12 protein-coding genes are annotated in these 16,072 nt (G+C 67.8%); 7 read left to right on the top strand and 5 right to left on the bottom strand.

All coding sequences use genetic code 11. From position 1 onward, the window contains the following. Positions 1-44: 44 nt before the first annotated feature. Positions 45-2,078, bottom strand: coding sequence for a glycoside hydrolase family 97 protein (locus ACEN9O_RS17195; RefSeq protein WP_495613074.1), 2,034 nt, complete (start codon positions 2,076-2,078; stop codon positions 45-47). 254 nt (positions 2,079-2,332) lie between these two features. Here ACEN9O_RS17195 and ACEN9O_RS17200 point away from each other — a divergent pair, with 254 nt between their 5' ends. Together ACEN9O_RS17200 and ACEN9O_RS17205 are read left to right on the top strand one after the other, a co-directional pair. Then, entirely contained in the window at positions 2,333-3,079 is a 747-nt protein-coding gene (locus tag ACEN9O_RS17200; RefSeq protein WP_495613075.1) for an ABC transporter ATP-binding protein, read from the top strand. Further along, a complete protein-coding gene (locus ACEN9O_RS17205; protein ID WP_495613076.1) occupies positions 3,072-5,483 on the top strand; it encodes an ABC transporter permease in 2,412 nt (803 codons plus the stop codon). Before ACEN9O_RS17200 ends, ACEN9O_RS17205 begins: the two co-directional genes overlap by 8 nt. A 132-nt stretch (positions 5,484-5,615) precedes the next feature. Here ACEN9O_RS17205 and ACEN9O_RS17210 read toward each other — a convergent pair whose 3' ends face one another. The 4 genes from ACEN9O_RS17210 to ACEN9O_RS17225 all read right to left on the bottom strand — a co-directional run bounded on the left by ACEN9O_RS17210 (position 5,616) and on the right by ACEN9O_RS17225 (position 8,945). Then, positions 5,616-6,326, bottom strand: a complete 711-nt coding sequence (locus ACEN9O_RS17210) for a substrate-binding periplasmic protein (RefSeq protein ID WP_495613077.1) — start codon at positions 6,324-6,326, stop codon at positions 5,616-5,618. A 120-nt stretch (positions 6,327-6,446) separates the two neighbouring features. Then, on the bottom strand, positions 6,447-7,034 hold the full coding sequence (locus ACEN9O_RS17215) for a TadE/TadG family type IV pilus assembly protein (protein ID WP_495613078.1): 588 nt from the start codon (positions 7,032-7,034) through the stop codon (positions 6,447-6,449). Next, positions 7,021-7,479 carry a TadE/TadG family type IV pilus assembly protein gene (locus ACEN9O_RS17220; RefSeq protein WP_495613079.1) on the bottom strand — a complete coding sequence of 153 codons (459 nt, stop codon included), beginning with the start codon at positions 7,477-7,479 and terminating at the stop codon, positions 7,021-7,023. Before ACEN9O_RS17220 ends, ACEN9O_RS17215 begins: the two co-directional genes overlap by 14 nt. Continuing rightward, complete coding sequence (locus tag ACEN9O_RS17225; protein ID WP_495613080.1) at positions 7,476-8,945, bottom strand: pilus assembly protein TadG-related protein; 1,470 nt, start codon at positions 8,943-8,945, stop codon at positions 7,476-7,478. Before ACEN9O_RS17225 ends, ACEN9O_RS17220 begins: the two co-directional genes overlap by 4 nt. A 166-nt stretch (positions 8,946-9,111) precedes the next feature. On the opposite strand from ACEN9O_RS17225, the gene ACEN9O_RS17230 reads away from it, so the two are divergent. From ACEN9O_RS17230 to ACEN9O_RS17250, 5 genes are all read left to right on the top strand, one after another. Then, positions 9,112-9,486: a VOC family protein gene (locus ACEN9O_RS17230; protein ID WP_495613081.1), complete on the top strand. Its 375-nt coding sequence runs from the start codon at positions 9,112-9,114 to the stop codon at positions 9,484-9,486. 159 nt (positions 9,487-9,645) lie between these two features. Beyond that, positions 9,646-10,902 (top strand): ABC transporter substrate-binding protein, encoded by a 1,257-nt coding sequence (locus tag ACEN9O_RS17235; protein ID WP_495618498.1) that lies wholly within the window; start codon positions 9,646-9,648, stop codon positions 10,900-10,902. Between the two features lie 83 nt (positions 10,903-10,985). Beyond that, positions 10,986-11,996 carry a LacI family DNA-binding transcriptional regulator gene (locus ACEN9O_RS17240; RefSeq protein WP_495613082.1) on the top strand — a complete coding sequence of 337 codons (1,011 nt, stop codon included), beginning with the start codon at positions 10,986-10,988 and terminating at the stop codon, positions 11,994-11,996. Between the two features lie 71 nt (positions 11,997-12,067). After that, the gene (locus tag ACEN9O_RS17245; RefSeq protein WP_495613083.1) at positions 12,068-13,432 is read left to right on the top strand and encodes a GH1 family beta-glucosidase; all 1,365 of its coding nucleotides are present in this window, start codon (positions 12,068-12,070) and stop codon (positions 13,430-13,432) included. 99 nt (positions 13,433-13,531) lie between these two features. Further along, a complete protein-coding gene (locus ACEN9O_RS17250; protein WP_495613084.1) occupies positions 13,532-16,066 on the top strand; it encodes a glycoside hydrolase family 3 protein in 2,535 nt (844 codons plus the stop codon). The last annotated feature ends 6 nt before the right edge of the window (positions 16,067-16,072 follow it).

Genomic DNA, 16,072 nt, shown 5'->3' on the forward strand with positions numbered 1-16,072 from the left:
CGGCGCGGACGACGGAGTTTAGTGCGGTTTTAGTAAACATCGCGCTAGTCGATCGCCTTGAAGCGGATCGCGGCGCCGCCGCCGGCCGCCAGCCATAGCGGCAGCATGTCGTCGCGTTTTGCGGCCTTCTTCTCGATGACGATGGCGTAGGGATTGGTTTCCCAATGGGCGTCCGGGCCATCGCGGTAGATCTCGGCCTGATAGCGCTGGCCCGGCGCGAGGAAGTCGAGCTTGAGATTGAGCGTGCGCGCCGTTTCATTGGTCAACGCGCCGAGGTACCAATCGCGCCCGCCTCGCTGCTGGCGGGCGATGGCCACATACTGTCCCACTTCGCCGGCGATGGCGCGGCTCTCTTCCCAGTCGGCCGGCACGTCGATGATGAACTGGAAGGCGTCGCGTCGCGCCTCGTAGTTTTCGGGCAGGTCGGCCGCCATCTGGATCGGGCTATACAGCACGACGTAGAGCGACAGCTCCTTGGCCAGCGTCGAGCGCACGCGGTTCTCCGACTGCTCGCCGTTCGGCTTGAGGTTGAAGATGCCGGGCGTGTAGTCGAACGGGCCGGACAGCATGCGGGTAAATGGCAGCAGCGCCGTGTGCTCGGGCGGATTGGGCGGATAACCCCAGGCGTTGTATTCCTGGCCGCGCGCGCCCTCGCGCGTGAGCCAGTTGGGATAGGTGCGGCGCAGGCCGGTGTCCTTGATCGGCTCGTGGGTGTCGATGCTGATGTGGCGCTTGGCCGCCGCCAGCACGGAATGCAGGTATTCGCCGGCCATGTATTGGCCGTCGTGCCATTCGTAGCGCGTGATGCCGTCGGCGTCGACGCGCTTGATGCGGGCGTTGTCGGTGACGTAGCCGGTTTTGACCTGCGTGACATTGTTGTCGCGGTAGTAGTTGAATGCGGCGTCCATCTGGCTGGCGTAGTGCGATACCGCGCCCGAGGTTTCGTGGTGGCCGATCAGGCCCACGCCCAGTTTCTTGCCGTAGGCGGCGATCTGGCGCATGTCGAAATCCGGGTAAGGCTGGGTGAAGCTGAAGCTGTCGCCGTTGTCCTGCCATTCGCCGTCCCAGCCGACGTTCCAGCCTTCCACCAGCACGCCGGAGAAACCGTACTTGGCGGCGAAGTCCATATAGCGCTTGGTCTCGGCCGTCGTCGCACCATGCTTGGGGCCCGAGGCCCAGGTTTTCTGCCACAGGTGCATGGCCCACCAGATGCCGACGTATTTGCCCGGCTTGACCCAGGAGACGTCGCCCAGCTTGTTCGGTTCGTTCAGGTTGAGGATCAGGTCGGAGTTCAACAAGCCCTTGGCATCGGGCGATATCTGCACGGTGCGCCATGGCGTCTTGAACGCGCCGCGGGTCTTCACGCGGCTGCCGTCGTACCACGGCGTGAGGTCGGCCTTGAACACGCCGTCGTGCTGCTGGTTCAGCGTCATCGACGCGTAGTCGGTCAGCGCCGCCTCGTGGATCGACAGGTGCACGCCGGACGGCAGGCGCAGCGTGAACGGCGTTTCCACGTGCGGCGCGTCTTTCAGCAGCGTGGAGCGGTACAGGTATTCCAGGCCGCGCCAGGCGCGGGCCGGAATCCACCAGGCGCGCGTCTTGTCGGCGTCGGGGACCTGGAACTCGGTGGTTTCGTCGACGATCTCGATCTCGCCTGGCATGCCTGGCTGCTCGGGCACCTCGTAGCGGAAGCCGATGCCGTCATTGAACACCCGGAAGCGCACCGTGAACTTGCTGCGCGCGTCGAGCGTGCGCGCGAAGTCGACTCGGATCTCGTTGTGCTGGTCGCGCACCAGCTTGCGCTCGCCCCAGGGCTGGGTCCAGGTGGTGTCGGCGCTGTCGCTGGCCGTGGCGGCAATCTGATAGCCCTCGCCAAACGAGGCCCCGCGCTTGAACACCATGCCCAGGTGGGACGGCGTGATGACGGGCACGCCCCGATAGGTCACGCGATAGGTCGGATTGGCGCGATCGTCGCTGATGCTGACGACCAGCGCGCCATCGGGCGAACTGACGCTGATGTCGCGCGCGTGGGCGAGAGGCACGGTCAAAGCGAGTAGCAGGAAATAGGTAGGTTTCATTTTGGTTTTTGCGCGCCGTTTATGAAACTGACGGCGGTTGCTTGTTTTGATTGCGGCATTTTCACCCACCCAGGTGGCAAATTCGCGGAAAGCATGCTGGCGTGGCGCAGTTTAGGAAGGATTACTAAACCGGGGTGTTGCATCGTCCTGTCCACAAAGTTGGCTACTTTACAAATCTTCACACGACGGAGATAAAGTGGCAATCCCCCGTCGGTTTAATGGCTGCTGTGTTATTAAATCGACGGGAATCAACCATGACAATATCCGCAGCGGCGCGACCCTTGATGGTCTTGCGCGATTTGAGCAAACGTTACGACAGCAGCGCCGGCAGCCTGATGGCGCTGGACGGCGTCAACCTGGAGGTCGGGGCCGGCGAGTTCGTGGCCGTGGTCGGCAAGTCCGGCAGCGGTAAATCGACCCTGCTGAACCTGGCCGCCGGCATCGATACGCCATCCTCCGGCGAAGTCTGGATAGACGGCGCCGCCGTACACAGCATGCGGCAATCGGAGCTGGCACGCTGGCGCGGCCGCCATCTGGGCATCGTGTTCCAGTTCTTCCAGCTGCTGCCGACGCTGACCGTGGCCGAGAACGTGATGCTGCCGATGGATTTCTGTGCCACCTACCCGGCGCGCCAGCGCCGTGCGCGCGCGCTGGCGTTGCTGGAGCAGCTCGACATCGGCGCGCAGGCCGACAAGCTGCCGTCGGCGCTGTCCGGCGGCCAGCAGCAGCGCGCCGCGATCGCGCGCGCGTTGGCCAACGACGCGCCCATCCTGGTCGCCGACGAACCGACTGGCAACCTCGATAGCGACACCACGCGCCAGATCATGCAGCTGTTCGCCGGCCTGGTCGAGCAGGGCAAGACGGTGCTGATGGTGACCCACGAACGCGATTTCAGCGAGTACTTCACGCGCCTCGTCACGCTGGCCGACGGCCGGATCTGCGCGCCGCACGCCAGCGCGGCCGGCGTCGACCTCCACGCCAACCGGGTACGTCATGCTTAGCCCGCGCTGGCGCAAGCTGTTGCGCGACGTCGCGCTCACGCCGGGCCGCGTGGCCCTGATGGTGCTGGCGATGGCGGCTGGCGTGTGCGGGCTGGCCACCATGTTGAGCAGCTACACCATCCTCAGTCGCGAGACCACCCGTAACTACCTCGACACCAATCCGCCGTCGGCCACGCTGCAACTGGAGCGCATCGACGCGCCCTTGCTGGCGGCGATACGCGCCTTCCCCGGCATCGCGCAGGCGCAGGCCAGCGGCACGGTCGGCGTCACGCTGGCGGGTGAGGGCAAGGGCGCGGCGCTGCCGTTGACCATCTTCGTGGTGGAGGATTTTAATCAGCTGCGCATCAACACTGTGTATCGCGAGCAGGGCGCGTGGCCGCCGCCGGACGGATCGCTGCTGCTGGAGCGCGACGCGCTGCGCCTGATCGGCGCGCGCATTGGCCAGCGCCTCAGCGTCAGCACCGGCCACGGTGCGCCGCAATCGCTGCTGGTCTCCGGCACCGTGCACGATCCGTCGTTGCCGCCGGCCAGTCGCGGCCAGACCGTGTACGCCTATGCCACGCCGGCCAGCGTGGCCGCGCTGGGCCTGGACGGCAGCCTGCGCCAGCTGAAGCTGACCGTCAGCGAGCAGCCCATGAATGTCGACGCCATCGAGGCGACGGTGGCGCGGCTGGCCGTCTGGCTGCGGCAGAACGGCCATGCGGTGGAGCGCATCCGCATTCCGCCGCCGGGCGAGCATCCGCATCAAAAGGTCATGAGCTCGATCCTGGCGATGCTGCTGGTGTTCAGCGGCGTGGCGTTGGTGCTGTCGGCGGTGCTGACGGCCACCGTGGTGGGCGGCATGCTGCAGCAGCAGCGGCGCCAGATCGGCGTGATGAAGGCCATCGGCGCGCGGCGCTCGCAGATCGCCGGCCTGTACCTGACGCTGGTACTGGCGCTGGCCGCCATCGCCACGGCGCTCGGCATGTCGGCCGGGCTGGCGGCGGGGCGCGCGTTCTCGCGTGTGGTGCTGAACCAGCTTCTCAACTTCACTATGCACAGCGGCGCCGTTCCGCACTGGTGCTATCTGCTGCTGATCGCGGCCGGCGTGCTGCTGCCGCTGGCGGTGGCCGCGGTGCCGGTCGCGCAGGCCAGCGCGGCGACGGTGCAGGCGGCCATCAGCGACAGCGGCAGCCACGGCCAGCGCTTCGCCGCGCCGGCCGCCTGGCTGGACCGCCTGCCCCTGGTCGACCGCAGCCTGCTGCTGGCGCTGCGCAACAGCCTGCGCCGGCGCGGCCGCCTGCTGCTGACGCTGTCCTTGCTGGCGCTGGCCGGCGCCATGTACATGAGCAGCCTGAATATCCGGGCCGCGTCCGCGCAGCACCTGGTCGACGCGGCGGCAGAGCGCCACTACGACATCGAGACCTTGCTGGCCCGTCCGGCGCCGGTCGCGCAGGTCACCCAGCTGCTCGGCGCGCTGCCGCAGGTGGCGCTGATCGAGGCGTGGGAGCATAGCGGCGTGGCCCGCCAGCGCGCGGACGGCCTGGAGATCGAGCGTGTCTATCCGGACGGCGCGCACGGCACGCTGACGGTGCAGGCGGTGCCCGAGCAGAACGCGACGCTGAAGCTGGAGATGCTGGCCGGCCGGTGGCTGGACGCCGGCCAGCCGGACCAGGTGGTGCTGAACAGCGCCGCGCTGGAATTCTTCCCGCAGGCGCGGGTGGGCGGCGACATCGGCATCGCCGGCCATGGCCGCACGCTGACGCTGCGGGTGGCCGGCATCGCGCGCCAGGACATGACGGCGGCCACGGTGTTCGTCCTGGCGCCGACCTATGCGCGGATGGCGGGTCGCGCCGGGCAGGCCGCCAGCTACCGCATCGTGCTGCGCGCGCGTGACGAAGCGGGCATCGCCGAGGCGGCACGCCGGATCGGCGCCACGCTGGCCGCCGCCGGCATCGACGTCCGCATGAACCTGACCGAGACCATGCTGCGCAAGGAGGTCGACGGTCATTTCGACCTGCTGATCGCGGCCATGCTGTTCATCGCGCTATTGATGGCGGCGGTCGGCCTGTTCGGACTGGGCTCGGCGATGGGCAGCAACGTGGCCGAGCGCGGCCGCGAGTTCGGCATCATGCGCAGCATCGGCGCCAGTTCCGCCGTGGTGCTGCGCAATGTGCTGTGCGAGGGTGTGCTGGTGGCGCTGATGAGCGTGCCGCTGGCGTTCGCCCTGTCGCTGCCGCTGTCGGCGGCGATCGGCGCCTATCTCGGCGAGCTGCTGTTCGGGCTGGCGTTTCCCCTGGCCGTGTCGGGCGCCGGCGCGCTGGCCTGGGCGGCGCTGGTCCTGCTGGGCGCCTTGCTGGCGAGCGGCCTGCCGGCATGGTCGGCCTCACGTCTCAGCATTCATCAATCTCTTGTCAGCCTGTGAAAGGAAGCGTCATGAAAAAATCCACCGTGGTTACGGCTTTGCTGGTCGCCGCCGGCATCGGCCTGTATGTCGGCGTGCAGTATCTTGATCTGGTCGGCCTGTTCAAGCGCCTGCACGGCATGTAGCGCGGCCTCAGGCGGGGCCGTTCGAGACATGTTGCTGAATGTTCTCGATCACCTTGTCGGTGCGCATCTGGCGCAGCACGGCGGCCAGCTGGGGCACCAGCGCCGCGCGCGACTTGTGCAGATAGTGGTACACCGGGAACGAGGCCAGCGGCGGCGACAGCATCGCCACCTCGTCCAGCTTCAGGTTCTTGATCACGGCCATGCCGGACAGGCGGTTGCCGACTACCACGTCGGTGCGCCCGACCATCATTTTCTGGAAGGCCTGGGTCATGGTCGGCACGGCCTCGGTCTTCATGCCGATGGTGTTTTCCTGCACGATCTTGATGCCGCGAACGTGGCCGATGGTGTAGGGCTTCAGGCTGTCCCAGCCGTTGAGGATGAAATTGGTGCCGTGCGTGAAGACCACGATTTCGTAGGTCAGCAGCGGCACCGGCACGATGACCAGGTTGCCGTAGCTGCGGTCCATGCCCAGTTTGCGGTACAGCTCGCCGTCCATGCGGCCCTCGTTGGCGTAGATCAGCGTGCGTTCGCCCGGCAGGCGGTGCACTTCGAGCTTGTAGCCCAGCCGGTGGTAGGCCTCGCGCAACACCTGCTCGGCGACGTCCGTGGCGGGATCGTCGCCGACCAGGGTGGAGACGTTGATCACCGGCTGGCCCGGCGCGGCCCGGGCGGGCAGCCAGGTTAGCAATGCCAGCCGTATCAGGGAGCGGCGCTTCATTTGCGTGTGCTTTCTGGGGGGAATCGTCATACAGACCAGTTCTCAGCATATACGCTGCCGGTTCACTACGCCAATACTATCGCGCGGCATTGGGTGTTGTATTAGTGCAATTCTTGGCCTCTACGGACACATCGGGCTGCCCGCCTGCAAGCCCAGCGACTCGGCCCTGGCGATCGCGGTCGCGGTGGGCAGCGTGGCGGACAGGCTGAACAGGGGCATGATGGTCTGGTAGCTCACCGCGTCACAAGCGTTGCCGTTCGGCGCGCACAGGCGCACGCGCACGAAGCGGATGCAGCTGGCGCCGTTCGGATCGGCGATGCAATTGAGGCGGGCGCGCGCCACGCAGGCCGGCAGGCTGCCGCTCGGGATGGGGGTGGGTGTGAGATCGCCGTTGCCGCTGCGCGCCAGCGACAGGTAGTCGATGCGCAGGTGGGCGTCGGTGACGGGCTGGCCCATCTTCAGCGTGCCGGGGCCGTCGTTCATCAGCGCCGTCTGGCGCAGCCGGTCCATCACGGCCGGGTTGCTGAAGTCGCTCACGGCGGCCAGCGCCGCCGCGCGCCGCGTCACTTCCTGCAGGGTATTCAACACATACATGGCGCGCGCCACCTCCATCACGGCGAACAGCAGCGTGAAGAACAGCAGCGACAGCAGGCTGAATTCGACCGTGATCGCGCCGCGCGGTGCGCGTGGGGGCTTAGTTGCCGACATAGTGCATCGATGCGGTGGCGCTCAGCGACATGCCGCCGGTGCCCAGCAGGTCGTAGGAAAAATAGGGAAACACGTCGTCCTCCAGCAGGTCGCTGACATTCACGGTGATGGTCGTGGGCAGGGAAAAGCCGGTGCACTGGGTGCCGTCGCAGAGGATGGTGACCACGGGCGGGTAGCTGCCGGCGCTGGCGCCATCGAGCTCGGCGGCGACGATGGCGCGCGCGGCGGCCACCACGTCCGCGGCGCGCGCCGGCGTCTTGAGATCGAGCACGGCGCAGGAGGCCAGGTAGCGCGCGCCGTCATGGGCGGCGCGTTGCATGATCTGGTAGTGATACAGCGCGCGGCCGAGAAACAGCGGCAGCGCCAGCAGCAGCACGAAGACCGGCAGTATCAGCGCCATTTCCACGGCGGCGATGCCGCGCTGGCGGCGGCCGGGCTGGCTCATGGCAGCAACTCGACGGCGCCGCCCAGCGCCTGGTCCGGCACCGCGCCGGCAAATTCGGCGTACAGGCTGGTGGCGGTGGCGGGCACCGTCATGAAGAATTTGCCCACCGCCAGCACGGTGGCGCTGACGGTGCCGCCTGCCGCCACCGGACAGGCCAGCAGCGCCACGTTGAGCACGCGGCGCTGGCGCAGGCCGGGCAGGTTGGCGGCGCCGGGCGCCAGGAAGTTGGCGCCCGTCAGCGCCAGGTAGGGCGTGCTGGCCGGGTAAGCGTTGCTGGCGACTGGCGCGCCGGGCCCGTACAGGGTCGACCAGGTGCCGGCGGCGAAGGTGGCGTAGCCGGTGGCTGGCTCGGCCGCGCCGGCGGTGTAGGCGGCGTACGGCACCGCCTTGGCATAGGACCACAGCGGGCCGTAGTCGGCGTTCAGCGTGCCGGCCGGCGCGGGCAGCGGATCGGCCACGGTCCACAGCTTGTTGTTGACGGCGTCGGCGTAGCGTTTGGCGCCCTGGCCGTTGCGCGCCGTGCTCATCCACGGGATCGCGGTGTAGACATAGGCCTTGACGTTGGTGTCGGGCGGCGCGCCGTTGGGCGAGCAGGTGCCGCCGACGTACTGGTCGAAGCGGGCGTTAAGCTGGGGGTACTGGGTGGCCAGCGGAAAGCCGCGCTTGACGGTGATGGCGCCGCCCTGCAGGCGCGGGACCTGCAGCGTGCCGGCGCACACGTAAGGGGTGAGCACGCTGTCGGCGGTGTTGCCGGCGCTGCCGGCGCTGCCGGGCGGCGTCAGCGGGTCGATGGCAAAGTGTTCCGGCGTCAGGCCGTTCGGGTTGAGCTGCATCAGGTCGTAGCCGACGCCGCGCCGGAAGCCGTATTCCACCAACTCGGTCAGCGCCGGCGGGCCGGGGTTGAGGCGGGCTGCGGCGGGCGTGCTGGACAGCGCGCACACCGCCAGCGGCGTGGCGGCGATGGTCAGGCGGCCGGCCACCGCGTGGGCCGAGGTGCTCATTGTTTCCAGCCCGCCCGACAGCAGGCGCAGGAACACGGTGGCAATCTGGCCGTGGGCCGGCGCCAGCTTGTCGCTGTCGGCGCGCGCATACAGCAGGCCGTCCGGCGCGGCCTGGGCGGCGGCGGCTGCGCGCCAGTCGCTGGCCGGCGCGTCGGGGCTCGCGCTGAAACTGAGGGCGGCGCTGGACCAGGCGACCGGCTCCTTGCCGAACTGGTAGCGCAACGCGCCGGCGGCGTCGGCGGCCTTGGCCAGCGCGCTGGCGACGCCGGCTGCGGTGCCGTTCAGTTCGCGCGCGGCGGCCAGCGCGGTGGCGTCGGCCAGCAGTTGCAGCTCGGCCTTGCGGGTGTACAGCTGGCCAACGTCGAGCGCCATGCCGACCAGCAGCAACATGCCGACCACGGCGGCGGCGAACATCAGGGCAAGGGCGCCGCGCTGCCGGCGCGGCCAGCGGCGGTGGATCGTCATGCGCGGCCTCCTGGGTGTCGATACCGCTAAAGTCTATCCACTCGGAAATATCGGCGCTTGATCGGGCACAAGCGCGATGCTCCTGACAGAAACTGTCGCAGCCGGCCCTTAACATTATGGTCATGCGGCGCCGGACAGCGTGCCGCGCCAACCCACCAGGAGAACCATGATGATCAGCCCTAACTTTGTCTTGCTGTATGTCGACGACCCGGTCGCCAGCGCCACCTACTACGCCGACCTGCTGGGCCAGCAGCCGGTGGATGTCGCGCCGACCTTCGCGCTGTTCGTGCTGGCGTCCGGCCTGAAGCTGGGCCTGTGGTCGCGCGACGCGGTCGAGCCGAAGGCGCTGGCCTCCGGCGGCGGTGGCGAGCTGTGCATCAGCGTCGGCGACCGCAGCGTGGTCAACGACATGCACGCCGACTGGTCGGCGCGCGGCGTGGCCATCGCCCAGCGTCCGGTGGCGCTGGACTTCGGCTACACTTTCGTGGCGGTCGACCGCGATGGCCATCGCCTGCGCGTGTTTGTGCCGGAGGGCGTGTAAGCGGCGCGGCGGCGGGCCCCGGCGCCGGCCGCCGCGATTCCGGTTGACACTGAAAAACAAGCGATGCTATAGTCGTCCGGGTGATTTGGTAACGTTTCCAAACGCGCTCTGAACAGAATATCGCCGGGCCGCACCGGCGGACAAGGAGACAGGATGTTGATGCACCGTAGGGACGCCGCCGCCGCGTCGCTGCTGGCCGCGCTGGCGCTGGGCGCGAGCGCTGGCGCCAGCCACGCGGCCGCGCCGGCCGCCGGGCCGCGCGCCGAAGTGATGCACTGGTGGACCTCCAGCAGCGAGTCGGCCGCCGTGCGCCAGTTCGCCGACGCCTACCGCGCCGCCGGCGGCGTCTGGGTCGACACCGCCGTGGCCGGCGCCGACCAGGCCAAGGCGGTGGCGATCAACCGCATCGTCGGCGGCAATCCGCCCACCGCCGCCCAGTTCAACACCACCAAGCAGTTCCGCGACCTGATCGACCAGGGCTCGCTCAACAACGTCGACGACATCGCCGCGCGCGACCACTGGGACCAGCTGCTGCCGGCGCCGATGCTCGACGTCATCCGCGTCAAGGGCCATTACTACGCGCTGCCGGTCGACCTCCACATGTCGACCTGGATCTGGTATTCGAAGGCGGCGTTCAAGAAGGCCGGCATCGCCGCCGAGCCGGCCACGCCGGAGCAGCTGTTTGCCGCGCTCGACAAGCTCAAGGCGGCCGGCCTGGTCGGCCTGGCGCACGGCGGCCAGCCGTGGCAGGAAAACATCCTGTTCCAGGCCATGCTGGCCAATGTCGGCGGCCGCGAGCTGTACCTGCAGGTGCTGCGCGAGCGCGATCCCAAGGCGCTCAATTCGGAAGCGTTCAAGAAGGTGCTGGTGGCCTTCAAGCGCCTGCAGGGCTATGTCGACGCCGGCTCGCCCAACCGCAACTGGAACGACGCCACCGCCATGCTGATCAGCGGCAAGGCCGGGATGCAGATCATGGGCGACTGGGCCAAGGGCGAGTTCGCCGCCGCCAGACAGAGCGCCGGCAAGGACTACGGCTGCATCGCCGGCCTCGGCCCGGCCGTGCCCTATCTGATCCAGGGCGACGCCTTCGTGTTCCCGAAAACCGCCAACGCCGACGCGGTCAGGGCGCAGAAGCTGCTGGCCACCACCATGATGGCGCCGGCCGCGCAGCTGGCGTTCAGCAAGCTCAAGGGCTCGCTGCCGGTGCGCAGCGATGTCGACGTGTCGTCGATGGACGCCTGCGCCCAGGCCGGCATGGCGATCATGCGCGACAAGGCGCGGCCGCTGGGCATGATCGAGGTCTACCTGACGCCCGACCAGAACGGCGCCCTGCAGGACGTGCTGACGGCATTCTGGAACACCCGCATGCCGGTGGAGAAGGCGCAGAAAAGCATCGCCGCCGCGCTGCGGGACTGAACGGAACCGAGGGGGCCGGCGCGCTTGTCACCGCCGGCCGCGATGGGGTATGCTTGCCGCCGACTGAACGGATAAGGGAAGCTGTGGCAACCATCAAAGACGTAGCCCGCCTGGCGGGAGTAGGGCTGGGCACAGCGTCGCGCGTAATCAGCGGCAAGGGCTCGGTGTCGCAGGCGACGCAGGAGAAGGTGCGCAAGGCGATCGAGGAGCTGGAGTTCCGGCCGTCGCACGCGGCGCGCTCGCTGTTGTCGGGCAGCTCGCAGATGATCGGGGTCTACATCCCCTACCTGAGCGGGACGTTTTACACGCCCATCCTGCAGTCGATCTACACGGCGCTGCGGGCCGGTGGCCTGAACATGGTGGTGGCCTTCGGCGTCGGCGATGGCGACGCGCGGCAGCAGGCGATCGAGGGCGTCAACTTCCTGATCGAGCGCGGCAGCGACGGCCTGATCGTGATGAGCAACGCGCTGGAGGACGAGGACTTTGTGGCGCTGGGGCCGTTCCAGTCGCGGGTGGTGGTGATCAACCACGCCTTCGCCAGCATCGCCGAGCAGTGCTTCACCGTCGACCACGAGGCCGGCGGCCGGCTGGCGGCGCGCACCCTGCTGGAGCAGGGCCACCGCCGGATCGCCGTGATCGCGGGCCGCGCCAGCGCGCCGGACAACCAGCAGCGCATCGCCGGTTTCCTGGCGGAGCTGGCGGCGGCGGGCATAGACCCGGCGTCGGTGTGGATGGAGGACGGCCAGTTTTCGCCGGACGGCGGCTGGGCTTGCGCCGAGCAGCTGCTGGCGTCGGGCTATGAATTTACGGCGGTGTTTTGCGCCAACGATGAAATGGCGGTGGGGGCCTTGTCCTGTTTCCAGCAGGCGGGGGTGGCGGTGCCGGAGCAGGTCTCGGTGCTGGGATACGACGACACGCACAGCGCGGAATTCACCGCGCCGCGCCTGACCAGCGTGCATATCCCGTGGAGCGAGATGACCTTGAACGGCCTGAACTTCCTGCTCAACCGCTGCTATGAGCTGAAGCGGCCGGTGGCGCGCGATTACGCGCTGCACGTGACGCAGCGGGCGTCGCTGGCGGCGCCCAGGCAGTAAAGAACGAGGAGTATGCGCTGGTCGCATGCTCTTTTTTTGCAGTGAAATGGAAACGATTCCACTTAAAAACCATGACCATGATACTTACCGACCTGCCGACGGCGATCCAGCGTAGCGACTTTGCCAGCGACTTCCTGTGGGGCGTTTCGACGTCGGCCTACCAGATCGAGGGCGCGGCCGCGGAGGACGGGCGCGTGCCGTCGATCTGGGATACCTTCAGCGCCACGCCGGGCAAGGTGCGCGACGGCTCCACCGGCGCCGTGGCCTGCGACCACTATCACCGCTGGGAGGAGGACCTGGACCTGGCGCAGTCCATGGGCCTGAATTCCTACCGCTTCTCGATCGCCTGGCCGCGCATCTTCAACGGCGTCGACGCCGAGCCGAACGCGCAGGGACTGGCGTTCTATTCGAAGCTGGTGGACGGCATGCTGGCGCGCGGCCTGCAGCCGTGGTGCACGCTGTATCACTGGGATCTGCCGCAGTACCTGGAGGACCAGGGCGGCTGGGCCAACCGCGCCACCGTCGACGCCTTCCTGCGCTACGCCGACGTGGTCAGCAAGCACCTGGGCGACCGCGTGCAGCACTGGATCACGCACAACGAGCCATGGTGCACGTCCATGCACGGCAACTGGGACGGCATGCACGCGCCGGGCAACAAGAGCCTGCCGCTGGCGCTGCAGGTCTGCCACAACGTGCTGGTCTCGCACGGGCTGGCGGTGCCGCTGATACGCGCCAACGTGCCGGGCGCGAAGGTCGGCATCGCCCTGAGCCTGCATCCGGTTCAAGCGGCCAGCGACAGTGCTGCCGACCAGCAGGCCGTGCTGCGCCACGACGTGCTGCGCAACCGCTGGTTCCTCGATGCGCTGTATGGCCGTGGCTATCCCGAGCTGGCGCTGCAACTGGTGGGCCGGGACGCGCCGCAGGTGCTGCCGGGCGATATGGAGGCCATCGCCGCGCCGATGGACTTCCTCGGCGTGAACTACTACTTCCCAGAGGTGGTGAAGGATGCGCCGGACCAGTACCCGCTGCGTACCGCCATCGTCTATCCGTGGGATCGCCAGCGCACCGACTTCGGTTGGGAAGTGTCGCCGCAAGGGCTGGTCGAGCTGCTGGAGCGCGTGGCCCGCGACTATCCGGCCGGCGATTTGTATGTGACCGAAAACGGTTCGTCCTACGACGATCACGTGGATGCCGACGGCGCCGTCAACGACACCGCGCGCCGCGATTACCTGATCCGCCACCTGGCCGCCGTGCGCGACGCCATCGCGGCCGGCGGCAACGTCAAAGGGTATTTCGCCTGGAGCCTGCTGGATAACTTTGAATGGGCGGAGGGTTATCTGCGCCGCTTCGGCCTGACCTATATCGACTACCCGACGCAGCGCCGCATCCTCAAGCAGAGCGGCCGGTGGTACAGCGCCTTCCTGCACGCCGAATAACCGTCATACCCGCGCAGGCGGGTATCCATGCTGAGTATGGACTCCCGCCTGCGCGGGAGCGACGGGATAACAATATCAATAACGGAGACGAGTACACGAATGAAGACCAATAACCACACCCTGCGTCGCGCCGTGCTGGCCGCCACGCTGGCGCTGGCCGGCGCGCACATCGCCGCCGCGCCGGCCGCCAAGCCGCTGGCCGACTGGCCGCACATCACCAGCGCCGTCAAGCAGGACCCTCGCATGGAGGCGCGCATCGCGCAGGTCGTGGCCGGCATGACGCTGGCGCAGAAGATCGGCCAGATGACGCAGCCCGAAATCAAATTCAGCACGCCGGAAGACATCCGCAAGTACTACATCGGCTCCGTACTGAACGGCGGCGGCAGCTGGCCCGACGGGAACAAGCACGCCAGCGCCGCCGACTGGGTCAAGCTGGCCGACGCCTACTACGACGCCTCGATGAGCACCGACATGAAGGTGCAGATCCCCGTCATCTGGGGCATCGACGCCATGCACGGCAACAGCAATATGTACGGCGCCACGCTGTTCCCGCATAACATAGGCCTGGGCGCGGCGCGCGATGCGAAGCTGGTCGGCGAGATGGCCCGCTCGGTCGCCAGGGCGGTGCGCGCCACCGGCATCGACTGGGTGTTCGCGCCGACGCTGGCCGTGGTGCGCGACGATCGCTGGGGACGCACCTACGAATCCTTTTCCGAAGACCCGGCCATCGTCAGGGACTACGCCGGCGCCTACGTCAAGGGCCTGCAGGGCGACCTGAAATCGGACGGCACGGTGGTCGCCACCGCCAAGCACTTCATCGGCGACGGCGGCACGGCCGAGGGCAAGGACCGCGGCGAGAACCAGTCGACGATGTCGGAGATGATCAACATCCACGCGCAGGGCTACTACCCGGCGCTGCAGGCGGGCGTGCAGACGGTGATGGCGTCCTTCAACAGCTGGAACGATGTCAAGGGCGGCACCGACCACGGCAAGATGCACGGCAGTAAAGAGCTGCTGACCGACGCGCTGAAAACCAAGATGGGCTTCGACGGCCTGGTGGTGAGCGACTGGAACGCCATCGCCGAAGTGCCGGGCTGCGCCAACGACAGCTGCGCCGCCTCGATCAACGCCGGCGTCGATCTGGTGATGGTGCCGGAACACTGGAAGAGCTTCATCGCCAACACCATCGCGCAGGTGGAGAAGGGCGAGATCCCGATGTCGCGCATCGACGATGCCGTCACCCGCATCCTGCGCGTGAAGCTGCGCGCCGGTCTGTTCGACGGCAAGAAGCCTTCGCAGAACATCTACGCCGGCAAGCAGGAGCTGCTGCAGGCGCGCGCATTGGCGCGCCAGGCGGTGCGCGAATCGCTGGTGCTGTTGAAGAACAACGGCGGCGTGCTGCCACTGGCGCGCGGCAAGAAGATTCTGGTGGTCGGCAAGAGCGCCGACAGCATGGCCAACCAGTCGGGCGGATGGTCGCTGACCTGGCAGGGCACCGACAACAAGAACAGCGACTACCCGTTCGGCGACACCATCCTGGCCGGCATCCGGGAGGCCGCCGGCGAAGGCAACGTCACCTTCAGCGAAAATGCCGCCGGCGTCGACGTGAGCAAGTTCGACGCCGTCATCGCCGTCATCGGCGAGACGCCATACGCGGAAGGCGACGGCGACATCGACCCATCGGGCACGCTGCGCCTGTCCGGCCGCCATCCCGAAGACCTGGCGGTATTGCAGGCGGTAGCGGGCAAGGGCAAGCCGGTGGTGACGGTGCTGATGTCCGGCCGGCCGCTGTTCGTCAACGATCTGCTCAACCTGTCGGACAGTTTTGTCTCGGCCTGGCTGCCGGGCACCGAAGGCAAGGGCATCTCCGATGTGTTGTTCCGCAAGGCGGACGGCAAGGTCAATGCGGACTTCCACGGCAAGCTGTCGTTCTCGTGGCCGAAGTCGGCCTGCCAGTCGCCGCTGAACGTTGGCGATGCCGCCTACGATCCGCTGTTCAAGTACGGCTACGGCCTGACGTACGCGGGTGCGGCCGGCAAGCGCACCTTGCCGCTGCTGGACGCCAGCTATCCGGCCGGCGGCTGCGGCAAGACCACCGCGGTGCCGGTGTACGCGCCGGCCGACCGCTCCACCTATGCGCTGTATGTGAGCAGCGGCGCCCAGCGCGTGGCCTTGGGCGCGGACCTGAACGCCGTCTTCAAGCTGCCGACCGTCACCGTCGAAACCGCGCAGATCAACACCCAGCAGGATGCCAAGCGCCTCACCTGGACCGGCGCGGCCAGGCTGGAAGCGCAAGCGGCCAAGGCGCAGAAGCTGCCGGCCTTCGCTTCAACCGACGGCGCACTTCAATTTGATGTTATCGTGTCGGCTGCGCCGCAGGGCAAGGTCAGCGTCGGCATCGAAACGGTGGAACTGGACGCCAGCGCCGTGTTCCAGCGTTTGGCGGGCAAGGGCAAGCAGACGGTTAAAATCCCGCTGGCCTGCTTCAGCGCCAAAGGGCTGTCGCTGGCGGCACTGGGCACGCCGTTCAATGTGGCCGCCGATGCGCCGTTCGCCGCGACCTTCGCCAACATCCAGATCGCTGGCGGTGCCGCCACGGACAAGGATGCGCTGGCGTGCGGCGATTTTAAATAACACTCA

Source organism: Duganella sp. Dugasp78 (genome assembly GCF_059491455.1).

Coding starts and splice junctions, on each gene's coding strand:
- ACEN9O_RS17195 (WP_495613074.1), bottom strand. CDS start 2,078: ATGAAACCTACCTATTTCCTGCTACTCGCTTTGACCGTGCCTCTCGCC.
- ACEN9O_RS17200 (WP_495613075.1), top strand. CDS start 2,333: ATGACAATATCCGCAGCGGCGCGACCCTTGATGGTCTTGCGCGATTTG.
- ACEN9O_RS17205 (WP_495613076.1), top strand. CDS start 3,072: ATGCTTAGCCCGCGCTGGCGCAAGCTGTTGCGCGACGTCGCGCTCACG.
- ACEN9O_RS17210 (WP_495613077.1), bottom strand. CDS start 6,326: ATGAAGCGCCGCTCCCTGATACGGCTGGCATTGCTAACCTGGCTGCCC.
- ACEN9O_RS17215 (WP_495613078.1), bottom strand. CDS start 7,034: ATGTCGGCAACTAAGCCCCCACGCGCACCGCGCGGCGCGATCACGGTC.
- ACEN9O_RS17220 (WP_495613079.1), bottom strand. CDS start 7,479: ATGAGCCAGCCCGGCCGCCGCCAGCGCGGCATCGCCGCCGTGGAAATG.
- ACEN9O_RS17225 (WP_495613080.1), bottom strand. CDS start 8,945: ATGACGATCCACCGCCGCTGGCCGCGCCGGCAGCGCGGCGCCCTTGCC.
- ACEN9O_RS17230 (WP_495613081.1), top strand. CDS start 9,112: ATGATGATCAGCCCTAACTTTGTCTTGCTGTATGTCGACGACCCGGTC.
- ACEN9O_RS17235 (WP_495618498.1), top strand. CDS start 9,646: ATGCACCGTAGGGACGCCGCCGCCGCGTCGCTGCTGGCCGCGCTGGCG.
- ACEN9O_RS17245 (WP_495613083.1), top strand. CDS start 12,068: ATGACCATGATACTTACCGACCTGCCGACGGCGATCCAGCGTAGCGAC.
- ACEN9O_RS17250 (WP_495613084.1), top strand. CDS start 13,532: ATGAAGACCAATAACCACACCCTGCGTCGCGCCGTGCTGGCCGCCACG.